General features: G+C 71.4%; 18 protein-coding genes. 8 read left to right on the forward strand and 10 right to left on the reverse strand.

Annotated elements, in window-relative coordinates; translation table 11 throughout:
• Nucleotides 1-253: 253 nt before the first annotated feature.
• The 3 genes from D456_RS0122310 to D456_RS0122320 all read left to right on the forward strand — a co-directional run bounded on the left by D456_RS0122310 (nucleotide 254) and on the right by D456_RS0122320 (nucleotide 2,399).
• Nucleotides 254-1,126, forward strand: coding sequence for a 1,4-dihydroxy-2-naphthoate polyprenyltransferase (locus tag D456_RS0122310; RefSeq protein WP_017578399.1), 873 nt, complete (start codon nucleotides 254-256; stop codon nucleotides 1,124-1,126).
• A gap of 9 nt (nucleotides 1,127-1,135) precedes the next feature.
• Nucleotides 1,136-1,642, forward strand: coding sequence for an NUDIX domain-containing protein (locus D456_RS0122315; RefSeq protein ID WP_017578400.1), 507 nt, complete (start codon nucleotides 1,136-1,138; stop codon nucleotides 1,640-1,642).
• A 79-nt stretch (nucleotides 1,643-1,721) separates the two neighbouring features.
• A complete protein-coding gene (locus tag D456_RS0122320) occupies nucleotides 1,722-2,399 on the forward strand; it encodes a class I SAM-dependent DNA methyltransferase (protein ID WP_017578401.1) in 678 nt (225 codons plus the stop codon).
• 180 nt (nucleotides 2,400-2,579) lie between these two features.
• Here D456_RS0122320 and dapB read toward each other — a convergent pair whose 3' ends face one another.
• The 10 genes from dapB to D456_RS0122370 all read right to left on the reverse strand — a co-directional run bounded on the left by dapB (nucleotide 2,580) and on the right by D456_RS0122370 (nucleotide 14,148).
• Nucleotides 2,580-3,323 (reverse strand): 4-hydroxy-tetrahydrodipicolinate reductase, encoded by a 744-nt coding sequence (dapB, locus tag D456_RS0122325; protein WP_083904669.1) that lies wholly within the window; start codon nucleotides 3,321-3,323, stop codon nucleotides 2,580-2,582.
• A 187-nt stretch (nucleotides 3,324-3,510) separates the two neighbouring features.
• Nucleotides 3,511-4,482, reverse strand: a complete 972-nt coding sequence (egtD, locus tag D456_RS0122330) for an L-histidine N(alpha)-methyltransferase (protein ID WP_017578403.1) — start codon at nucleotides 4,480-4,482, stop codon at nucleotides 3,511-3,513.
• A gap of 40 nt (nucleotides 4,483-4,522) precedes the next feature.
• The gene (gene egtC, locus D456_RS0122335; RefSeq protein WP_017578404.1) at nucleotides 4,523-5,305 is read right to left on the reverse strand and encodes an ergothioneine biosynthesis protein EgtC; all 783 of its coding nucleotides are present in this window, start codon (nucleotides 5,303-5,305) and stop codon (nucleotides 4,523-4,525) included.
• Nucleotides 5,305-6,636 carry an ergothioneine biosynthesis protein EgtB gene (gene egtB / locus D456_RS0122340; protein WP_017578405.1) on the reverse strand — a complete coding sequence of 444 codons (1,332 nt, stop codon included), beginning with the start codon at nucleotides 6,634-6,636 and terminating at the stop codon, nucleotides 5,305-5,307. The genes egtC and egtB overlap by 1 nt, the downstream gene beginning before the upstream one ends.
• Nucleotides 6,633-7,919, reverse strand: coding sequence for an ergothioneine biosynthesis glutamate--cysteine ligase EgtA (egtA, locus tag D456_RS0122345; protein WP_017578406.1), 1,287 nt, complete (start codon nucleotides 7,917-7,919; stop codon nucleotides 6,633-6,635). Before egtA ends, egtB begins: the two co-directional genes overlap by 4 nt.
• Before the next feature lie 263 nt (nucleotides 7,920-8,182).
• Nucleotides 8,183-9,265, reverse strand: a complete 1,083-nt coding sequence (locus D456_RS0122350) for an ABC transporter ATP-binding protein (RefSeq protein ID WP_017578407.1) — start codon at nucleotides 9,263-9,265, stop codon at nucleotides 8,183-8,185.
• A 23-nt stretch (nucleotides 9,266-9,288) separates the two neighbouring features.
• Nucleotides 9,289-10,305 carry an ABC transporter ATP-binding protein gene (locus D456_RS0122355; protein ID WP_017578408.1) on the reverse strand — a complete coding sequence of 339 codons (1,017 nt, stop codon included), beginning with the start codon at nucleotides 10,303-10,305 and terminating at the stop codon, nucleotides 9,289-9,291.
• Nucleotides 10,302-11,261: an ABC transporter permease gene (locus tag D456_RS0122360; protein WP_017578409.1), complete on the reverse strand. Its 960-nt coding sequence runs from the start codon at nucleotides 11,259-11,261 to the stop codon at nucleotides 10,302-10,304. The genes D456_RS0122355 and D456_RS0122360 overlap by 4 nt, the downstream gene beginning before the upstream one ends.
• Nucleotides 11,258-12,313 (reverse strand): ABC transporter permease, encoded by a 1,056-nt coding sequence (locus D456_RS0122365; RefSeq protein WP_017578410.1) that lies wholly within the window; start codon nucleotides 12,311-12,313, stop codon nucleotides 11,258-11,260. The genes D456_RS0122360 and D456_RS0122365 overlap by 4 nt, the downstream gene beginning before the upstream one ends.
• Entirely contained in the window at nucleotides 12,310-14,148 is a 1,839-nt protein-coding gene (locus tag D456_RS0122370) for an ABC transporter substrate-binding protein (RefSeq protein WP_017578411.1), read from the reverse strand. The genes D456_RS0122365 and D456_RS0122370 overlap by 4 nt, the downstream gene beginning before the upstream one ends.
• Nucleotides 14,149-14,386: 238 nt before the next feature.
• On the opposite strand from D456_RS0122370, the gene D456_RS0122375 reads away from it, so the two are divergent.
• The 5 genes from D456_RS0122375 (at nucleotide 14,387) to D456_RS0122395 (ending at nucleotide 20,739) form a co-directional block, all read left to right on the forward strand.
• Complete coding sequence (locus D456_RS0122375; protein WP_083904668.1) at nucleotides 14,387-15,100, forward strand: metal-dependent hydrolase; 714 nt, start codon at nucleotides 14,387-14,389, stop codon at nucleotides 15,098-15,100.
• A gap of 116 nt (nucleotides 15,101-15,216) precedes the next feature.
• On the forward strand, nucleotides 15,217-15,876 hold the full coding sequence (locus D456_RS0122380) for an O-methyltransferase (protein WP_026116136.1): 660 nt from the start codon (nucleotides 15,217-15,219) through the stop codon (nucleotides 15,874-15,876).
• A 92-nt stretch (nucleotides 15,877-15,968) separates the two neighbouring features.
• The gene (locus D456_RS0122385) at nucleotides 15,969-17,126 is read left to right on the forward strand and encodes an exonuclease SbcCD subunit D (protein ID WP_017578414.1); all 1,158 of its coding nucleotides are present in this window, start codon (nucleotides 15,969-15,971) and stop codon (nucleotides 17,124-17,126) included.
• The gene (locus tag D456_RS0122390; RefSeq protein ID WP_017578415.1) at nucleotides 17,126-20,206 is read left to right on the forward strand and encodes an AAA family ATPase; all 3,081 of its coding nucleotides are present in this window, start codon (nucleotides 17,126-17,128) and stop codon (nucleotides 20,204-20,206) included. The genes D456_RS0122385 and D456_RS0122390 overlap by 1 nt, the downstream gene beginning before the upstream one ends.
• A 104-nt stretch (nucleotides 20,207-20,310) precedes the next feature.
• On the forward strand, nucleotides 20,311-20,739 hold the full coding sequence (locus tag D456_RS0122395) for a hypothetical protein (protein ID WP_017578416.1): 429 nt from the start codon (nucleotides 20,311-20,313) through the stop codon (nucleotides 20,737-20,739).
• Nucleotides 20,740-20,921: the final 182 nt, after the last annotated feature.

The following is a 20,921-nucleotide window of genomic DNA, read 5'->3' on the forward strand; positions in this document are numbered from 1 at the left end:
CTGTCACCAACCGCTTGCACAGCAGCACCCCCGACACGAGTTAACAAAGTACTACTAGGTCCTGGTGTGCCTCGGGGCACGGCTGGGTGGATGCTGTTCGTCCTCGGCCGGGCCGGGCACGTGTCCGGCCCGGCCCGCGTCGGCTCCGCTCACCGGACGCACTAACGTGAGGGGGTTGTCCCACGCGTCCCGTCCGAACGCGCCTGTTCTCGCGCAGCGGGGCGCTTCGTCGCATGTGCAAGGAGTCCTGAGCGTGGCCACGGTCGGAGAATGGGTCTCGGGGATGCGCCCCCGCACACTGCCGAACTCGGTCGTCCCGGTGGCGGCCGGGACGGCCCTGGCCTTCTCCCTGGACGGGTTCGTCTGGTGGAAAGCGCTGGCAGCCCTGGTGGTCTCGCTCTCCCTGCAGGTCGGTGTGAATTTCGCCAACGACTACAGCGACGGGATCAAAGGCACCGACACCGAGGAACGCACCGGCCCCACCCGCCTGACCGCGACCGGTCTGGCCCGGCCCGAGCACGTACTGGCGGCGGCTCTGGGGAGCTTCGCGGTCGCGGGTGTGGTCGGCCTGGTGGTGGTGGCCGCCTCCTCGTGGTGGCTGTTGCTCCTCGGAGCGGCCGCGATCGCTGCCGCCTGGTACTACACCGGTGGGAACTCCCCCTACGGGTACCGGGGCCTGGGCGAGGTGTCGGTGTTCGTGTTCTTCGGTGTGGTGGCCGTGGTCGGAACGGTCTTCGTCCAACTGGGGTCGGCACCCTGGCAGACGTGGGTGGCGTCGGTCCCGATCGGGCTGCTGTCCTGCTCGGTACTGGTCATCAACAATCTGCGCGACATCCCCACCGACCAGGAGACCGGCAAGATCACGCTGGCGGTGCGCCTGGGCGAGGCCGGGACCCGTCGCCTGTACACGGGGGCGGTCGTGGCCTCCTACGTGTTCGCGTTGGCGCTCACGCCCTTCTCGTGGTGGGTTCCTCTGGTGCTGCTGTCGGTGCCGTTGGCGGTACGTCCTGTGCGGCGTGTCCTGGGCGGGCAGGTCGGCCGCGACCTGGTCCGCGGCCTGGGCGAGACCGGAAAGCTGCAGATGGCTTTCGGCGTGCTCTTCTCCGTGGCCCTGTTGCTGGGATAGACACGTCGTGTGGGTGAACAGGACCAGGATTTCTCCGACGACGCCGAGGCGGCGGCCTTCTACGCTTCCCTGCCGACCACGCGGGGTGCCGCGGGCGCGGTGATCCGTTCGGGACGCGGCGGGGTGATGCTGGTGCGGCGCGCCTACGGTTCCCGCGGCTGGGGTGTTCCGGGCGGCATCATCGAGGCCGGTGAGTCCCCGTTGGCCGCGTGCCGCCGTGAACTGTACGAGGAGCTCGACGTGCGGGCCCGCGTGTTGGGGCCCGCGGTGGTCGACTGGGTTCCGGCGCGGTCCCCGCGTACGGCCGCGGTCCAGTGGCTCTTCCACGTGGCCGCGCCCGAGGAGTCAGCTGTCCGCCTGCCCGCGGAGGAGTTGACCGAGTGGGCGTGGGTGGCGCCGGGACACCTCCACGACCTGCTGCCGCCCCACACCGCCCGCCGTATGGCCGCGGCCCTGGAGGTCGTCCCCGGCCGCGGTCCGGTCTACCTGGAGGACGGACGGCCGGTGTTCGGCTGAGCCGCACCCCTGCCCCGACGGCATCACAGGCTCTAGTGTGATCTCCCCCTCCTACCGATCGGGAAGGAACGACACGAGCGTGACCACCGACCACAGCGGCCCGCCCCCGTCCCCCGGGACCGAGGCCTGGGCCGAACGTTCCCGCTCCCAGGCCGAGGCCTTCGACATCATCGGGGAACGCTACGACGAGGCCTTCCCCCACAAGGAGGGCCAGGAGCAGCACACCCGGCGGCTGATCGAGCTGCTTCCCGCAGGCAGCCACGTGCTCGACCTCGGTTCGGGTACCGGCCTGCCCACCGCCCGTCAGCTGGTCCGTGCCGGGGCGCGGGTGAGGGGGCACGAGATCTCTCCGCACATGATCGAGCTCGCCCGCACCCATGTCCCCGAGGCCGAGTTCGTGCGGGCCGACATCATGGACCTGGATCCGGACGAACGCCGTTACGACGCGGTCGTGGCGTTCTTCTCGCTGCTGTGCCTGCCCAGGGCTCAGATCCCCACCGCGCTCGGGCTGATCCGCGCGGCGCTCGTGCCCGGCGGGGTGCTGTGCCTGTCGATGGTCGAGGCGGAGGCCGACGACGTCCCGATCCCCTTCGTGGGAGCACGGGTGCGGGTCACGGGTTACGGGCGTGCGGAGCTGCGCACGGTGGTCGAGGAGGCCGGTCTGGTCGTCGAGGACGAGCGGGTCGTCTCGTACGAACCGGGCGAGGGGGCGCCGCCCGAGACGCAGGTCTTCCTCACCTGTCGGCGCAGCGCGTGAGAAGGCCCCGGGTCCGTCCGGTACGGGCCCGGGGCCGTGGCTTCGGTCCCTGTTCCGTTCGGGGGACCGGGCCCTGTGGAGGGGCCGTCGCCACACAGGAACCGGCCCGCGCCGCGAGGCGCGCGCACCACCCGCCCGTCAGGGCGGGTCGGAAGTCCCGTTGTGCACGACGGGAGGACGTCAATCGAGGCCGAGCAGGGACTCCAGGCCGAGGGTGAGCGGTTCGGTCAGGTCCGCGACGCGGCGCACGCCCAGGAGCACACCGGGCATGAAGGAGGCCCGGTTCATCGAGTCGTGGCGGATCTTGAAACTCTCGCCGGAGGTTCCGAACACGATCTCCTGGTGGGCGATGAGCCCGGCCAGGCGCAGCGAGTGCACCCGCACGCCGTCCACGTCGGCGCCGCGGGCGCCGGGGATCTCGGAGGTGGTGGCGTCGGGCATCGGGCCGGTGCCGGCCTCGTGCCGGGCCTGGGAGATCAGCTCCGCGGTGCGGTAGGCGGTGCCGCTGGGGGCGTCGGCCTTGTTGGGGTGGTGCAGCTCGATGATCTCGGTGCTGTCGAAGTAGGGCGCCGCCTTCTGCGCGAAGTGCATCATCAGCACCGCGGCGATGCCGAAGTTCGGGGCGATGAGCACCTTCGCGCCGGGTTTTGCGGCCTGCATCGCGCGGACCCGCTCCAGGCGGTCCTCGTCGAAGCCGCTGGTGCCCACGACGGCGTGGATCCCGTGGTCGATGAGCCACTCCAGGTTGTCCATCACCGCGTCGGGGTGGGTGAAGTCGACGACGTAGTCGGCCCCCCGTACCGCTTCCCGGTCGTCGGTGGCGTCCACACCCGCGACGAGTTCCATGTCGTCGGCGGCCTGAACTGCCGCGACGACCTCTGACCCCATGCGCCCGTCGGCGCCGAAAACTCCTACCTTGAACACGGATCCAACCGTAACGGAGGTGGGGGCCGCGGCCGCACAGGAACCGGCGTCGTCCTGCTCACGGGCGGTCCACGGCACCGGTGCGCTCGGAGGGCCCGCAGCGGGCCCGTTCCGCACGGGCCCGCCTGCCGGAGCGAGGGGTGTGCCTGCCCCGGGACCCGGTCCTGGTCGGGCCCGGGGGCGCGGCTCAGCGGATCGCCAGTACGAGGGCGAAGTCGCCGTCGGGGTCGGTCCACCAGTGTTCGGGGGTGAAGCCGGCCGCTTCGAGCTCCTGGGAGAGCCCTTCGCGCCGGAACTTCGCGGAGATCTCGGTGAGCATCTCCTCTCCCTCAGCGAAGTCCACCGACAGGTCGAGGCCGCCCACGCGCACCGTCTGGTCGCGGCGTGAGCGCAGGCGCATCTCGATCCATTCCTGTTCGCCGTTCCACCGGGCCGAGTGGTCGAACGCGCTCGGGTCGAAGTCGGCTCCCAGCTCCCGGTTGATGACGGTCAGGACGTTGCGGTCGAAGGCGGCGGTGACCCCCTGGGCGTCGTCGTAGGCGGCAACGAGGCGGTCGGGGTCCTTGACCAGGTCGACACCGAGCAGGAGCCGGTCCCCGGTTTCGAGCACCCCGTGGACGTCACGCAGGAACGCAGCGCGGCGTTCGGGGACCTGGTTGCCGATGGTGGATCCCAGGACGGCCAGGAGCCGGCGTCCGCCGCCCTCCGGGACCGGCAGGAGCCCGAGGTGTTCCTCGAAGTCGCCGACCACGGCGTGCACGTCCGTGCGGGGCCAGTCCTCGGCCAGTGCGCCGGCGGACTCGGCCAGGAATTCCCCGCTGACGTCGACAGGGACGAAGCGGGTGAGTTCCCCGTGCCGTTCCAGGGCCTGCAGCAGCAACCGGGTCTTGAGCCCAGACCCCGATCCGAGCTCGATGAGGGCCGAGGCGTCGGCCGCCGCGGCGATCTCGTCGACGTGGCGGCCGAGGATCTCCTTCTCGGCGCGGGTCGGATAGTACTCGGGCAGGCGGGTGATCTCCTCGAACAGGGCACTGCCTCGGGCGTCGTAGAACCACTTGGGCGGGAGTTGTTTGGGCCGGGAGGTGAGTCCCTCGGCCACGTCCCTGCGCAGGGCCTTGCCGAGGTCGTCGGCGGTCAGGTTGCGGTCGATGCGGAACATGGTGCCTCCGTAGGTCGGGCGCCGGTGCTGGAGGGGCGGATCAGCCGATGGGGTGGATCCGGGTTCCGTCCCGGGTGGCCACGACGAGGGAGCCGTCGGGCACTTCGCGCCAGCCGCTCGTGTCGTCGAAGGGTTCGGATGCCACGAAGACCCCGCCCCCGGGCTCGTCGCGGGTGTACAGGGTGTCGCCCGCGGCGGTCGCGGCCAGGGTGCGGCCGTCGGAGGCGAGCAGGTTGTAGCGGCCCTCGGAACGCTCCCGTGCCTGGCGGACCACGGTGGCCAGGGCGCCCGGCAGGTCGCCGGAGCTCCGCCAGGTGCGCACGGTGTGCGCGAACAGGGGCGCGGAGTCGACGGGCGCGCGGGCGTCCAGGACCCCTTCGGGCGGGGGCGCGGCGAAGGCGTCGACGAGGGCACCGTCGTCCTTGACCGCTCCGTTGTGGCTGAACAGCAGGGTGTCGGCGCGGAAGGGCTGGGCCCCGGACTCCTCCGAACCGAACCCGAGGGTGGCGTCCCGCACCGCCGCGACCACGCATCCGGAGGTGATCGCGTGGGCGGCGTCGGCGAAGGAGGCGTCACCCCACATGGGCATGGCCCGCCGGTAGCGCAGCGGCTCCGGTGGGCTCTCCGGCTCCGGGGTGATCCCCTCCCCCCGTTCCGGCGCGGCGGGCCCGGGGTACCAGCCCGCCCCGAACCCGTCGGCGTTGACGGTGCCGTGGCGTTGGGCACGCGGTGCCCACGACTGGACGTGCAGCGAGTGGGGCGCCGCGTACAGCAGTTCGTGCAGTGTACGCGGCGGCCCCAGGTAGGCGAGGTGGCGGCACATCAGGTCTCGTCGGCGTTCCGTGCGCAGCGGAAGCCGCTGAAGATCTGCCGCCGGACCGGGTGGTCCCAGTTGCGGAACGTGGACCGCACCGCGGTGGGGTGTGTGGCCCAGGAGCCGCCCCGGAGGACCTTGTAGCCGTCGTCGAAGAAGACCTCGGAGTACTCGCGGTACGGGAAGGCATCGAACCCCGGGTATCCGTGGAAGGTCGTGGAGGTCCATTCCCACACGTCGCCGATGAGCTGCTGCACTCCCAGGGGTGAGGTCCCTTCCGGGTGGCGTCCGGCGGGTCCCGGTCCGAGGGCGCGCTGACCGAGGTTGGCGTGGCGGGGGCCGGGTTCCTCATCGCCCCACGGGTAACGGTGTGAGGTGCCGGCGACCGGGTCCCAACGTGCGGCCTTCTCCCATTCGGCCTCGCTGGGCAGGCGCTTGCCGGCCCAGGCGGCGTAGGCCTGGGCCTCGTGGAAGGACACGTGCTGGACGGGTTCGTCGGGCGGGACGATCTCTTGGCGGCCGAAGCGGCGCCGCGACCATCCTTGGGCCTCACGGGTCCAGAACGCGGGCGCGAACGCCTTCTTCCCGGTGCGCCACTTCCAGCCCTCCTTGCTCCACCAGCGGCGGTTCTCGTACCCGCCGTCGTCGATGAAGTCCATGTAGGCGGCGTTGGTGACGGGCCGGGTGTCGATCCAGTAGCCGTCCAGGTGGATCTCGCGGGCGGGGCGTTCGTTGTCGAAGGACCACGGGTCGTCGTCGGTGCCCATGGTGAAGCTGCCCGGCGGGACGTAGACCTCCTCGTGCACGGGGGGTTTGAGCGAGCGCACGCCCCGTGCCGGTTCGAGCAGCACCGGGGCGCCGCGCCGGAGCTGGTGGGTGGAGAGCATGGTCTCGTCGTGCATGTGCTCGTGCTGGATGACCATGTGGAAGACGAACCCGTCGGCGAGCAGGGACCGTTCGTCCCCGGTCTCCTCGGCGGTTCCCAGCTCGGCGCCGGAGAGCACGTCGAGGACCTCACGGCGTACGCGGGCGTTGTACCGGTAGGCCTCGACGGGGTCGAGCAGGGGTAGGGAGACCCGTTCGGAGCGCGGGTTCTCGAAGGCGTCGTAGAGCCCGTCGATGTCGGGGCGCAGGGCCTGCCTGCCGCCTGCGGCGCGCAGTAGCCACTGCTCCTCGTAGTTGCCGACGTGTGCCAGGTCCCAGACCAGAGGTGACATCAGCGGTGAGTGCTGGGCGTGCAGGCCCTCGTCGTCCAGGGCGTCGAGCGTGAGTCCGTTGCTGCGGTGGCGGCTGCGGTCCAGTTCGGTGGCGATGCGTTCCTTGGCGCGTTCCTGGTTCACCCTGTTCCTCCCCTCACTGCGGAGTGGTTCAGCGGTCGCCCACGGGCGGGCGCCGTTCGCGGCCGGGGCACGTGCGGCCAGGTGTCGGCGGGGCTGAGCCCGCGCCGGACGTACTGGTCCGCGTAGTCGTCGACGAGGTCTGCCAGAGCAGCCGAGTCCATGCCCGGCAGGGCCTCTGCGGCCGCGTCGAAGCACACGCGTGCGCAGGCGGCCAGGTCGGGGTCCTCCAGCCCGGGGCGGGCCGAGCGCAGCCACAGGTCGGGGGTCGGGGCGGGGCCGCGGCTGAGGCGTCGGGTGGCTTCTTCGGCGACCGCGCGTGCACCGGGTTCGTCGGTGAGGGCGGCCACCAGGGCGATGGGAACGGGCCACCACTGCCAGGGCACGGTGTCGATCATGCGCAGTTCCCACCAGCCGCGGGGGCGCACGGGAGGAAAGAGGGTGCTCAGGTGGAAGTCGAGGTCGGTGAGCGTGAGGGGGCGCGGGCCGGCGCCGTCGATCCACTCGGCGAGGGTGAATCCGGGTGCGGCGATCCACTCGTCCTCTCCACCGGGTTCGGCGGGCAGGGCCATGACGTTCGCGGCCAGGGCGTAATCGGTCCAGGCGGTGACGGGGTCGGCGGCGGCGCCGTCGGGCACCGGGCGGGTGCGGGTGCTGTCCATGGCGGCCCAGACGGCCCAGCGGGTGGATTTCCAGCCGGTTCGGCGGCCGCGCCAGACGGGGGAGTTGGCGAAGGCGGCGATCAGGACGGGGCCGAGTCGGTGCAGGAACTGCCAGCGTTCGGTGAGGTCGTCGTGGTCGGCGCCGGTGTCCAGGCACACCTGGATCGAGGCGGTGCTGCACATCATGACCGGTCCGCTCGCGTGGAGGTGGTGGTCGAAGAAACGCTCCATGGCGGTGTATCTGGGTGTGTGCAGTTGCCGGACCGGGGCGCGTGTGGGGTCGACGGCGCTTCCGATGACTTGAAGGCCCTCCTCCGCGAGGAGTTTGTCGACGTGGTCGAGGTCGGTGGCGAGTGCTTCGTGTGCTCGTGCCGGGCCGGGAAGGGCGGGAGAGCTCAGTTCGAGCTGTCCGCCGGGTTCGAAGGTGAGCCCACTGCCCGCGGGCGGGGGGCCGCCGCCCTCCAACAGAGCGCGGAGGCGGTCGAGATCGACGGGTTCGGTGGGGTCGGCGGGGTCGGTGACCAGCCATTCCGACTCGGCCCCGACCTTTCCGGGAGGGCCGGTCTTGAAGCAGACCCCGCTGATGTGCTGGTGGACGTCGTCCGTGGACACGGTTCGGACCATCGGTCGCTCCCATCGCGATCACCACATGGGGTGGCCTTCCATGTACTGCCCAGGAGACGAACACGGCGAACGTGCGCGATGAGTGGAATCAGCACGAAGTGTCGCACTGGATCGTGCTTTGTCGGACATGGTTGATGCGACACGCCGCGTCAGGACACCTTGGGCGCTCACGCCGTGCAGCACATTGTGTGAAGAGAATCACATAAAGGGCCGGGGGTGTGCCGGGGCGCCCGGACCACGGCCGGGGCGCCCCGCGGTCCACATCAGGGGCCTGCGGCGGGCAACCGCCCCTCCGCATCGGCTGCCGCCCAATGGCAGGCGACCCGGCGCTCGTCGCCGCCCGGGAGGATCAACGGGTCCTCGGTCCGGCAACGTTCGGCGACCCCGGCCCGTTCGGCCTCGCCGGATGCCAGGATCGGGCAGCGCGGGTGGAAACGGCAGCCCCCGGGCACGCGTTTGGGGTCCGGCGGTTCTCCGCTGAGCACGACCGGCCCCTCCTCCGAAGCCGCGTCGGGCAGGACCGACAGCAGGGCGCGGGTGTAGGGATGGGCGGGCTCGGAGAGCACCTCCTCCACCGAACCCAGCTCCACGACCCGGCCCAGGTACATGACCGCGACCCGGTCGGCGATGTTCCAGGCCAGACCGAGGTCGTGGGTGGCCACCAGGGCGGACAGACCCAACTCCTGGCGCAACTCCAGCAGCAGGCGCAGGATCTCCCCGCGCACCGACGCGTCCAGGGAGGCCACCGGCTCGTCGGCCACCAGGATCTCCGGTTCCAGGACCAGCGCTCCGGCGATGACCACACGCTGGCGCTGGCCTCCGGAGAGTTCGTGGGGATACCGCGCGAAGAACCGGTCGGCCGGGCGCAGGCCCGCACGGGCCAGGGCCTCCCCCACACGCTCGGCCTCGTCGACGGTGGTCCCCCGGTGCACACGCAACCCTTCGGCCACCGACTCGTAGACGGAGCGGCGCGGGTTGAGGGAGCCGGTCGGGTCCTGCTGCACGAGTTGGACGCGGCGCCGGTACCGCTTGAGGTCGCGGGAACGGTATCCGAGCGCGTCGCCCTCGAAGACCACACGGCCCTCGGTGGGCCGTTCCAACCCCAGCAGTACCCGCGCCAGCGTGGTCTTCCCGCAGCCGGACTCGCCGACCAGCGCGATGATCTCCCCGCGGCCCACGTGGAGGTCGACGCCGTCCACGGCGCGCGCGGTGCCCGAGGTGCCGCCGGGCGCGAAACCCGCGGAGAAAGCCACTCCGACCCTCTCCGCGCTGAGCAGGGGTGTGGACACCGGATCGGTGCCGTCGGGCTCCGACGACACCGGCGGGTCGGTCTCGGTCGAACTCACGTGTGTCTCCTCGGGGCGGGGCGTCAGGACTTGGTCTCACCCGCGGTGGACAGGGGGCGGTCCGGCCCCACGTGCACACACGCCGCGTGGCGGTCGGAGTCCCCGTTCTCGTCGGGGCGGACGGGCCACAGGGGCGGGTCCAGGGTGGCGCACACTTCTTCGGTGACCGGGCAGCGTGGACGGAACACGCAGCCCGTGAAGGGGTCGGCGGGGTCGGGCGGGTCGCCGGGCAGGCCCCGCGGTGCCAGGCGCGAGGCCGGGTCGCCGACCGTGGGGAAGGCCGAGCTCAGGGCTTCGGCGTAGGGGTGGGCGGGTTCGTGCACGACCTGCGCGGCCGGGCCCTCCTCCACGACCCGTCCGGCGTACATGATGCCGACACGGTCGCAGGTGTGGGCCAGCACCGACAGGTCGTGGCTGATCATGAGCATGCCGATGCCGTGGTCGGCCACCAGGGAACGCAGCAGGTCCAGGATCTGGGCCTGGATCATCACGTCCAGGGCGGTGGTGGCCTCGTCGGCGATGATCAGGCGGGGTTCGCAGGCCAGGGCCATGGCGATCATGACGCGCTGGCGCTGGCCTCCGGAGAGTTGGTGGGGGTAGTCGCCGGCCCGGGAGGGCGGCAGCCCGACCTGGCGGAGCAGGTCGGTCACCCGTTCCTCGGCGGCAGGGCCTTCGGCGGTTCCGTGGATCTCCATGGGTTCGGCGATCTGCTCACCGACACGGCGCACCGGGTTGAGTGAGTGCATGGCGCCCTGGAAGATGACCGAGGCCCCGACCCAGCGCACCGCCCGCAGCCTGCCCCAGCGCATACCCAGCACGTCCTCGCCCTCCAGCAGGATCGTGCCCTCGGTGCTCGCGGTGGCGGGCAGGAGCCGCAGCAGTGCCAGTGCGACGGTCGATTTCCCGCTGCCGGACTCACCCGCGAGTCCGAGGGTGTCGCCTGGTCCCAGTGACAGGTCGACGCCGCGGACCGCGGGCACGGGCCCGCTCTCGGTCCGGTAGGTCACGTGCAGGTCCTGGACGTCGAGGAGCGAGGTCAACTGTTCTCCCTGAGCCGGGGATTGATGACGGACTCGAGTGCGCGCCCGCACAGGGTGAAGGACAGCGCGACCACGGCGATGGCCAGGCCGGGCGGGATCATGTACCACCAGATCCCGGCGCTGACGGCACCCGCGGTCCGGGCCGCCTCGAGGATGCCGCCCCAGGAGATCGTGGTGGGGTCGCCCATGCCCAGGAAGGCCAGTGTGGACTCGGCGATGATCGAGGTGGCCACCAGCAGTGTCGTCTGGGCCAGTACCACCGGCATGACGTTGGGCAGCACGTGCCAGAGCATGACGTGGGCGTGGCTGCCGCCCAGAGCACGCGCCCGCTCGACGTAGGGGCGGGCCTCCACCGCCAAGGTCTGGGCGCGTACCAGCCGGGCGGTGGGCGGCCACACCGTCAGGCCGATCGCGGCGATGACCGTGCCTGTGCCTCCGGGCAGGACCGCCGCGAGGGCCACGGCCAGCACCAGTGTGGGCAGTACGAGGAACCAGTCGGTGATACGCATGAGCACCGTGGAGGTGATGCGCCCGCCGAGCCCTCCTGAGGTGCCGAAATGACCGGCGGTGACACCGATGAGGGTGCCCAGGGAGACCGAGACGACGGTGGCGAGCAGACCCACCACCAGGGACACACGTGCGCCCCAGATGATGAGGTCGAGCACCGAACGGCCGAAGTTGTCGGTCCCCAGCGGGTACTCGGGGCTCGGTGGTGCGTAGGACTGTCCGGGAGCTCCGGTGACGGTCAGGTGGGCCTGGTCGACGAAGAGCGGAGCGGTCAGCGCCGCGGTCGCGATGAGCAGCAGCGAGATCAGGCCGGTCATGCCGGCGCGGTTGCGGGCGTAGGAGCGGGCGAACCTGCCCAGGGCACGCCGGCGGCGCCTCCGGGCCAGCGCACGGGGCGAGGGCGTGGGCGCTGCGGCCTCGGGGGCGGGTCGCGGATCGAGGTCGGTCATGGGCGCACCCTGGGGTCGAGCAGCGGATACACCAGGTCCGCCAGCAGGTTCATGAGGATCACCGAGGCCGCGAACAGCACGAACAGCCCTTGGACCAGTCCCAGGTCGGGCACGTTCAGGCCCGAGTAGAACAGGTGCCCCAGCCCGGGCCAGGAGAAGACCGTCTCGACGAGGATGACCCCGGAGACCACCTGGCCCAGGTTGAGGAAGATGAGCGTGACCGTGGGCAGCAGCGCGTTGGGCACCGCGTGGCGCCTTCGTACGAGGCCGTCGCGCAGCCCCTTGGCCCGGGCGGTGGTGAGGTAGTCGGCGCCTTTCTCGTCGATGAGGGAGGAGCGCATGATCATCAGGTACTGCGCGTAGATCACCGCGACCATCGTGACCACGGGCAGCACCATGTGGCGGGCGGTGCTCGTGACCGTTTCCAGCCCGGTGGCGTCGGGGGCGACCATGCCGCTGGTCGGGAAGAGGCCCGGGAGGAAACCGCGCCCGGAGGCCAGCAGGACGATGAGCAGCAGCCCCAGCCAGAACGTGGGCACCGACCAGAAGAACAGTGCCACGGCGGTGTTGGCGCGGTCGCCGCGGCCTCCGGGGCGCCATCCGGCCCGTGCCCCGAGGAGGAGGCCCAGCAGGGCGGCCACGACCGTGCCCGTGCCGGCCAGCAGCAGGGTGGGACCCAGGCGTTCCAGGATGAGTTCCGTGACCGGCTCGCGGTACTGGAAGGACACACCCAGGTCCAGACGCAGCAGGCCGCCGGCGTAGTCGAAGAACTGGGCCCACAGGGGCTGGTCGAGGCCGAACTGGCTACGCAGTTCCGCCTCCTGTTCGATGCTGACCTCCCGTCCCTCGGTCATGGCGCGTACGGGGTCGCCGGGCAGGATCCGGAACAGGAAGAACCCGGCGACGATGACGGCCCCGAGGGAAACCACGGCGGTGGTCAGGCGCCCCAGCACGTACAGGGCCACCCTGCGTGCTCGCCCGCCGTCCCCGGCCGGGGCGTCCTCGGCGGGCGCCCCGGCCGGTCCGCCGGTCGCGGTGGAGGTGGTGGTCACTCGCGGTCCTCCACGGTGGCGCGCCGGCGGATCAGGAAGTAGGCGCCTCCGGCCACGAGCAGCAGTACGGCCGCTCCCGTTCCGACGAGCGCACCGGTGGAGAGTCCGCCGCCCGCACCGGCCTGGACGTCCGCGGGTTCGGCCGACCACCAGGCCCAGTAGCCGTCCTGGCCCCAGATGTTGCCGCCCTCGGCCGGCTCGAACTGGATGTCGGCGATCTGGTCGGTGCGGTATGCCTCCATGATGTTGGGGTAGGTCAGGACGTTGACCACGGCCTCCTCGTAGAGGATCTGCTGCATCCGGTGGATGTACTCTGCACGCTGTTCCCGGTCCTCGTGCTCGGCGAGCTGGGCCTCGTAGAGATCGTCGTACTCCTCGTTGCAGAAGTAGGCGTCGCCCTGCATCGTGCCCGGTTCGGTGGGCAGCCCGTCGCAGGTGTGGATGCTGAACACGTAGTCGGGGTCGGGGTTGACCGTCCACCCGGTGAAGATGAGGTCGTACTCGGCGTCGTAGAGGGCGTCGCTGAGGATGCCGGGGTCGACGGTCCGGTTGTCGACCTCGATCCCGATGTCGGCGAGGCGTTCCTCCATCACCTGGCCGGCCTGGACGTTGTCCGGCCGGTCGGAGTGGACGTGCATGCGCAGTTCGAGGCGGTCGCCGTCGGGCGAGGTGCGCACCCCGTCCTCGCCCCTCTCGTAGCCGGCCTCGTCGAGCATCTCGTTGGCGGCCTCGGGGTCGAAGTCGAGGAAGGCCTCCTCGCCTTCGGGTGACCAGTGGAAGTCTTCGTAGCGGGGCGGGATGTAGCCGCCCGCGGCCACGGCCTGGCCGTTGGCGCCCTGTTCGACGATCTCGTCGTTGTCGACGGCCTTGACGATGGCCTGCCTGAGGGTGCGGTCGGACAGGGCCGGGTGGCCGTCGCCGAACTCCTCGCCGTCGCGGGTCTCGGCTCCGGGGTTGATGGTGAAGGCCTGGAAGCGTTTGCCGTCGGCGATGTTGACGGCCACGTCCTCCACGCCCTCCAGGGAGGTGACCTGGGCGTCGGTCAGTTCGTAGACGAAGGAGACCTCGCCGCTGCGCAGGGCCTCGACCGCGGCGTCCTTCTCCGTGTAGTAGCGGAAGACCAGCTCGTCGAAGCCGGGAGCTCCTCGCCAGTGGTCGGGGTTGGCCTCCAGGCGGATCTGTTGCCCGCGCTCGTGTTCGGTGAGCACGAACGGGCCGCTGCCGACGGTCGGGAACTCCTCGTTGCTGTAGTCGGAGAAGGCCTCGCCCTGCTCCTCCATGATCGGTTCCCACACGTGTCGGGGCACGATCGGAACGTTCAGGGCGGTCATGGTGGCCTGGGGCTCTTCCAGGTCGATGACGACGGTGTGGTCGTCCTCGGCGGTGACTTCCTCGAACCCGGCCACGTAGTTGCCCGAGGCGATCGCGGCGTCCTCGTTCTCCATGATCGTGGTCAGGGTCCAGGCCACGTCGTCGGCGGTGAGCTGTTCGCCGTCGCTGAAGTAGGCGTCGTCACGCAGGTTGAAGGTCCAGTGGAGGCCGTCGTCGGAGGCTTCCCAGTCCTCGGCCAGGGAGGGCGCCGGCTCGTTGGTCTCGGGGTCGACTGTGACCAGCGAGTCGTAGACGTGGCGGAGGATGTTGGTGGTCACCGCGAGCTGGGCGGTGAAGGGGTTGAAGGAATCGACCTGCTGGGCCATGGCCACGGTCAGGGTTTCGGTACCGCCGTCGTCGGCCGCGGCCGGTGCCACGGTCGTGCCGCCGACGAGGAGCAGTGCGGCCCCCGCTGCTGCGGCGCGTCCGGGAAGGGTGCCGGCGGGAGGGTACTGGCTTTTCATGAGCGGCCCCTGTCGAGGTTCGTGGGGTCGGTGGCCAGGGCCACCGCTGGGGGTTGTTGGTTGTTTACCAACGCCGACCGAACAGGGTCAACGATCTTCGGCGGGCGCCGTGACATCGGTACGGATTCGCGTCCCGATCGCGCTGATGGCGGGTCTTCCGGGGCTCTCGGGGAGGATTTGGCGTCCGCAATCCCCCCGGATTCGCTGCCCTTGGGATACTCCGCTACGGTTTTCGGACATGATGGGGCACTCGCACGCACTCAGTGGCGTGGTGGGCGGAATGGCCGTGGCCGCCGCCGTTCAGGACCGGGAGATCTTCGGAGTCACCTTCGAGTTGGGGCCGGGCGAGATCATCGCCGGCTCCTTGGTGTGCGCGGGGGCAGCACTGCTGCCCGACGTCGACCACCGCAGCGCCACGGTGACCAAGACCTACGGCAAGGTCACCGAGATACTCAGCGACATGCTGAACTTCCTGTTCGGCGGGCACCGCATGGGGACCCACTCGTTCTTCTTCGCCGCTCTCATGGGCACTCTGGTGACGCTGCTGGCGTTGTGGTCGGACCTGGCGGTGCAGATCTTCGTGTTCCTGCTCGTCGGTATCGCGCTCCAGGGCCTGGGTTTCGGCCTGGACAAGAACCGGGCGGCGTCGGGGATCATCAACGCCTTGGGGACGGCGGCGATCACATTGACGCTGTACGCGACGGGCACCGACTACAGCTGGTTGGGCATGGCGGTCGCCTTCGGTGTGATCCTGCACTTCTTCGGCGACATGGCGACCAAGATGGGTGTGCCGATCTTCTGGCCCCTCTACCGCAAACGCGTCGGCCAGGGGGGTTTCGCCACCGACGGCCCCTTCGAGAAGAAGGTGGTCACACCGCTGCTCACCGTCGCCGTGGTCCTCGGTTCGGTGTACCTGTTCGACTGGCCGGAGATCCTCCCCGACCACACTTGAGCACCGGCACCCGGCCCCAGCACACGTGCACCGTGCAGGTGGCCTGGGATCCAGCCCCTCACATGGCTGGGCAGGCCTGCCCTCTGTCGGGAGGGGAGTTGGCTAGTGTGGCGACCGTGACTCGAACCACGGAAACCGTCTCTCCCGAGCTCCAGGCCTACATCACCGACCACACCGACCCCGTGGACCCGGTGCTGGCCGAGCTCGCCGAGGAGACCGCACGCCTGTACCCCGACCAGAAGGGCATGCAGATCGGCACCGAGCAGGGCGCTCTCACCACCCTGCTCACCCGCATCCAGGGTGCCCGCGACGCAGTGGAGATCGGGACCTTCACCGGTTACTCCGCCCTCTGCTTCGCCCGCGGACTGCCCGAGGACGGCCGTCTACTGGCGCTGGACACCAGCGAGGAGTGGACCTCGGTGGCCCGCCGCTACTGGGAACGCGCCGGGGTCGCCGACCGCATCGACCTGCGCATCGGCCCGGCCCTGGAGACGCTGCGCGCCCTGCCCGAGCAGGAGCAGTTCGACATCGCTTTCCTGGACGCCGACAAGACCGGCTACCTCGACTACTGGGAGGAGCTCGTGCCGCGCATGCGCCCGGGCGGGCTGCTGCTCGCCGACAACACCCTCTCCCACGGCCGGGTGGTCGACAGCAACAACACCGAACCGCACGTACAGGGCATCCGGGACTTCAACGACCGACTCATGTCCGACGACCGTGTCACACAGGTGCTGCTGCCGATCGGTGACGGGTTGACGCTGGCGCGCAAGAACTGACGCCGTGGCCGGGGCTGCGGCCCGGGTCCGCGGCGGCCACGGTCGTCCACAGGTTCCCGCGACAGCCGCACGCCCCGGCCCCGATTTCGGTAATGTCCACTCCCATGCGCCTGCTGCACACATCCGACTGGCACCTGGGCCGTTCCTTCCACCGGGAGAACCTCCTCGACGCACAGGGCCGCGTCCTGGACCACCTGGTCGAGACCATCCGCTCCGAGGCCGTGGACGTGGTCGTGGTCGCCGGCGACCTCTACGACCGTGCCCTGCCACCGGTCGACGCGGTCCGCCTGTTCGACCGCACCCTGGCCCGCATCCACGCCACCGGGGCGCGCGCGGTCCTCATCAGCGGCAACCACGACTCGATGGCACGCATGTCCTTCGCCACGGACCTCATCGACGCCTCCGGGATACACATGCGCAGCTCGATGGAGGGTGTGGGCAGCCCCGTGGTCATCGACGACGAGCACGGGCCCGTCGCCTTCTACGGCATCCCCTACCTCGAACCGGAGATCGCCCGCCACCACTGGGGGCTGTCCGAGCGCGGGCACCCGGCGGCCCTGGGCCACGCCATGGAGCTCGTGCGCGCTGACCTGGCGCAGCGCCCCGGGGCCCGGTCGGTCGTGCTCTCCCACGCGTTCGTGACCGGCGGCGAACCCTGCGACAGCGAGCGCGACATCTCGGTGGGCGGCGCGAGCCACGTGCCCCGTTCGCTCTACGACGGGGTGGACTACGCCGCGCTGGGACACTTGCACGGACGCCAGACGCTGAGCGGGGCGGTCCGCTACTCCGGCAGCCCGCTGGCCTACTCCTTCTCCGAGGAACACCAGGTCAAGGGGTACTGGATCGTGGACCTGGACGCCTCCGGCCTGGCCGGGGCCGAGTTCGTGCGCGCTCCGGTGCCCCGCCCCCTGGCCCGGATCCGGGGACGTATCGACGACCTGTTGAGCGACCCGGACCAGGAGCGCTTCACCGACCACTGGCTGCAGATCACCCTGACCGATCCGCGCCGACCGGCACAGCCCATGGACCGGCTGCGCGAACGGTTCCCCCACGCTCTCGTGCTCGACTTCGCCCCCGAGGGCGGCGCGCCCGAGCACCGTCCCGTCACCGCGAGAATCACCGGGCGCGACGAACGGGCGGTGGTCGCCGACTTCGTGGAGTGGGCGCGGGGCGCACCCGTATCCGAGGAGGAACGCGCGCTCGTGGACACCGCCGTCGAGGAGGTCCGCCTCCAGGAAGGGGCCCGCTGATGCGACTGCACACCCTCACCGTGCGGGCCTTCGGCCCCTTCGCCGGGCAGGAGCACGTGGATTTCGACCGTCTCACCGCAGGCGGCCTGTTCCTGGTGCACGGCCCGACCGGCGCCGGCAAGACCTCGATCCTGGACGCGGTCTGTTTCGCCTTGTACGGGCGGGTCCCGGGCGCGCGGCACAACGACCGCTCCCCCAAGAGCGACCACGCCCCGTTGCAGCGCGAGCCCGAGGTGACGTTGGAGTTCACCTGCGGCGGGCGGCGTCTGCACATCGCCCGCAGACCCCGGTGGGAACGGCCCAAGAAGCGTGGTCGGGGCACCAGGGTCGAGAACTCCAAGGTGGTGGTGACCGAGCGGGTCGAGGGTTCCTGGGTGGGTGTCACCACCCGCCCGGACGAGGCCGGACAGTTCGTCGGCGACCTCGTGGGGCTGACCCTGGAGCAGTTCTGTCAGGTGGCGATGTTGCCGCAGGGGGACTTTGCGCGGTTCCTGCGGGCCCGGTCGGAGGAACGGCGTGAGTCGTTGGAGCGGATCTTCAACACCCGGGTGTTCCGGGACGTGGAGGACTGGTTCCGTGGCCACGCCGCCAAGGTGCGGCGGGAGGTGGAAACGGCCGAGGAGCGTGTGCGCGACGCCGCGGGGCGCCTGGCCGAGGCAGCACGGTCCGAAGCACCGCAGGAACCTTCCGAACTGTCGCCGTGGGCCGCGGAGGCGGCGTCGGTGGCGGCCGCGACCGCACATGACGCCGAAACGGTGACCGCACAGGTCGTCCAGGAGCGCGAACAGGCACGTGCGGACCTGGAGCACGGGCGGGCCGTGCGTGATCGGCACGACCGTCTGGCCACGGCGCGGCGCCGGGAGGCGGAGCTGCGCGAGCACGCGGGCGAACGGGCCTCGACCGGGGCGCGATTGGCCGCGGACGAGCGGGCCGGGACGGTGCTTCCGGCCCTGCACGCGCGTGACCAGCGGCGCGCCACGGCCGAGAAGGCCGAAGCCGATCTGGCCGAGTGGCTGTCCCTGGTGGACGGGCTCCCGGGCCTGGACCGTGCTGCCCTGAGCGGGCCGGCCGACGGTGCATGGCCCGACGCCGGAGCGCCGCCTCCGCAGAAGGCGCTGCGTTCGGCCGAGCAGGAACGCCGGGACGAGTACGCACGTCTGGGGTTCCTCCGCGGGGACGTCGAGCGGCTGCGGGACCGGGACCGTGAGGTGGCCGGCTACGACTCGGAGCTGCTGCGTCTGGCCCGGGACCTGGAGAGCGTCCGGGAGCAGCTCTCCGCGCTCCCGTCCCGGGTGGAGACCCTCACGCGCGAACTCGCCGAGGCCCGGGACCGTTCCGCCCGCGCGGAGGGGGCCGAGGCGGCGCGGGACGCGGCGCAGGCCCGGTTGTCCGCGGCCCGGGAGCAGGAGCGGCTGTCCGACGAGCTGGCCGGGGCCGAGGAGCGCAGGCGCGTGGCCGTGGACGCCGCGCAGGAGGCCCGCGACCGTGCGCAGAGGCTGCGGGAGCGGCGGATCGGGCACATGGCGGCCGAGCTCGCGGCCGGTCTGCGGGAGGGGGAGCCGTGCACGGTGTGTGGATCGGCGGAACATCCTTCGCCCGCGGCGGCCGGGGCCGAGAGTGTGGTCTCGGCCGAGGAGGAGGAGTCCGCGAACGCCGCCGCCGATGCCGCCGCCGGTCGCCGGAGCGAGGCAGAGAACGCCGTGGTCCTGCTGCAGGAGCGGTGTACGGCCGCCGCCGAGCGGGCCGAGGGGCGCGGGAGCGCCGAGGCGCGGGCGGAGGTGGAGGCCCGCACGTGGGAGCTGTCGGAGGCGCGTGCGGCCGCCGACACCGTGCAGCGGTCGGAGGAGGCGTTGGAGAGGGCCGTGGCCGACCTGGAACGGGCCCGTGAGCGTGAGAGCGCGTCGGCGCGCCGTGAATCGGAGGTGGTCGGCGCGCGCGAGGGTGCCGTGGCCGAGCAGGAACGCCTGACCAGGGTGCTGGACACCGCGCGGGGTGATGACCCGACGATCGAGGCCCGTGCGGAGCGGATGCTCTCGGAGGCGGACCGGCTGGGCGCGGCGGCCGATGCGGCCACGTCCCGGGACCGTGCGGCGGAGGAGCTGCGCGATGCCGAGGCGGAGGTCGTGCACCGGTTGGCCGAGGTGGACCTGTTCGCCGATGGTGCCGGGCAGGCGGAGGCCTGGCACGGAGCCGTCGGCCCCGGCGGGCCGGGGGCGACCGAGGAGCAGGTGCGGGCGGCGGCGCTGTCCGACAGCGAGCGGCATGTCCTGCGTGAACGCGCCCGGTCCCACGACGACGAGGTGGCCGCCGTCCGTGCCGTGTTGAACGATCCCGAGCTCACCGGGGCCGGCCCCGTCCCCGACCTCGAGGCGTTGGCGGATGCGGCTGCCCGTGCCGGACGGGCCGCGGACGATGCGGTGGCCTGGCGCGGCGGGTTGCGGGACCGCGCCCGGCGGTTGGCCGAGCTCCGGGTGGAGCTGGACGCGTGCCTGGCCGGGTCGGAGCCGGTCCTGCACCGGTACGCGGTCGCCGATAACATGCGCGCGCTGACTTCGGGGACGGCCGCCGACAACGAGGACCACGTGCGGTTGTCGGCCTACGTTCTGGCTGCACGTCTGGAGCAGGTGGTGGCTGCCGCCAACGACCGGTTGGCGACGATGTCGGACGGGCGCTACGAGCTGCGGTACACGGTCGACAAGGCCGCGGGGGACGGACGTGCCCGTTCCGCCGGGGGCCTGGGTATGCGAGTGTTGGACGCCTGGACCGGGGTGGAGCGCGATCCGGCGACGCTCTCGGGCGGGGAGAGTTTCTTCAGTTCCCTGGCTCTGGCTCTGGGGCTGGGCGACGTGGCGGGGGCGGAGGCCGGCGGCGCAGACATCGACACCCTGTTCGTGGACGAGGGGTTCGGGACTCTGGACGAGGACACTCTGGAGGAGGTCCTCGAGGTGCTGGACGGGCTGCGCGACGGCGGCCGCGCGGTCGGTGTGGTCAGTCACGTGGCCGACCTGCGCGACCGGGTGACCTCGCAGCTGCGGGTCCACAAGGGTTCCTCCGGTTCCCGCGTGGAGCACCTCGGCTGACCGTTCCCGTGCGCGGCACGGCCACGCGGCCCGCGGGCCCGGACTCCCCCGTTCGGCGGTGCCCGCCGGGACCCCGAACCGGGCACGCCGGGACCAGTGCGACAATGATCAACGTGAATTCGCTGGTCAACATCGCCGTGTTCGGAATCGGGGGCGCCATCATCATGGCTGCCCTCATCGGTCTCCTCCTGGTCGCCTCCGGGAGCGCACGTGGAGCCTCGCCGCGGGCGCGGCTGGCCTTCGGCTGTGCGTCGATCGTGCTGTTGGTGTCGCTGCCGAGTCTGGCGGCCACCAATGCTCTGGCGACCGGTGCCGCGTTCGGGACGGCCTTCGTCACGGCCACGTGTGTGGTCGCGATCGTCTACGCGGTCAACATCGCCCTGCTCCCGGTCGTGGCGCGCCGTCAGGCAGCGGCCGACGGGCAGACGGCGCTCTCCGGTCTGCGCCCGTCCCTGCCGGTCCTGGCGGCCGGTCTGGGCGTGTGCCTGCTGCTGGGGCTGTTGGGTTCGGTCGTGGGTCTGTTCGTCGCCTGACCGGCCTGCGGCGTGTCCTCCTCAGTCCTCGTCCCCTTCCCCGGTCCTCGCTCCTCGCCCACGGGAGGACCTGCGCGAGGGCGTCGCGGGAGGGACCGTGCGTGTCCACGCGCGTGGACCCGAACCGTTCCCGTCGCTCCCACAGAGCACGCGCCATCTCCTCGGTGGCCCCCAGGAGCACA

It is taken from the genome of Nocardiopsis kunsanensis DSM 44524 (assembly GCF_000340965.1).
GTDB classification, from domain to species: Bacteria; Actinomycetota; Actinomycetes; order Streptosporangiales; family Streptosporangiaceae; genus Nocardiopsis; species Nocardiopsis kunsanensis.

What these genes read in the sequence shown, in the direction of transcription:
- egtD (WP_017578403.1), bottom strand. Translation starts at nt 4,482, where the DNA reads ATGTTCCGCATCGACCGCAACCTGACCGCCGACGACCTCGGCAAGGCC.
- egtC (WP_017578404.1), bottom strand. Translation starts at nt 5,305, where the DNA reads ATGTGCCGCCACCTCGCCTACCTGGGGCCGCCGCGTACACTGCACGAA.
- egtA (WP_017578406.1), bottom strand. Translation starts at nt 7,919, where the DNA reads ATGGTCCGAACCGTGTCCACGGACGACGTCCACCAGCACATCAGCGGG.
- D456_RS0122360 (WP_017578409.1), bottom strand. Translation starts at nt 11,261, where the DNA reads ATGACCGACCTCGATCCGCGACCCGCCCCCGAGGCCGCAGCGCCCACG.
- D456_RS0122370 (WP_017578411.1), bottom strand. Translation starts at nt 14,148, where the DNA reads ATGAAAAGCCAGTACCCTCCCGCCGGCACCCTTCCCGGACGCGCCGCA.
- D456_RS0122375 (WP_083904668.1), top strand. Translation starts at nt 14,387, where the DNA reads ATGATGGGGCACTCGCACGCACTCAGTGGCGTGGTGGGCGGAATGGCC.
- D456_RS0122385 (WP_017578414.1), top strand. Translation starts at nt 15,969, where the DNA reads ATGTCCACTCCCATGCGCCTGCTGCACACATCCGACTGGCACCTGGGC.
- D456_RS0122390 (WP_017578415.1), top strand. Translation starts at nt 17,126, where the DNA reads ATGCGACTGCACACCCTCACCGTGCGGGCCTTCGGCCCCTTCGCCGGG.
- D456_RS0122395 (WP_017578416.1), top strand. Translation starts at nt 20,311, where the DNA reads ATGATCAACGTGAATTCGCTGGTCAACATCGCCGTGTTCGGAATCGGG.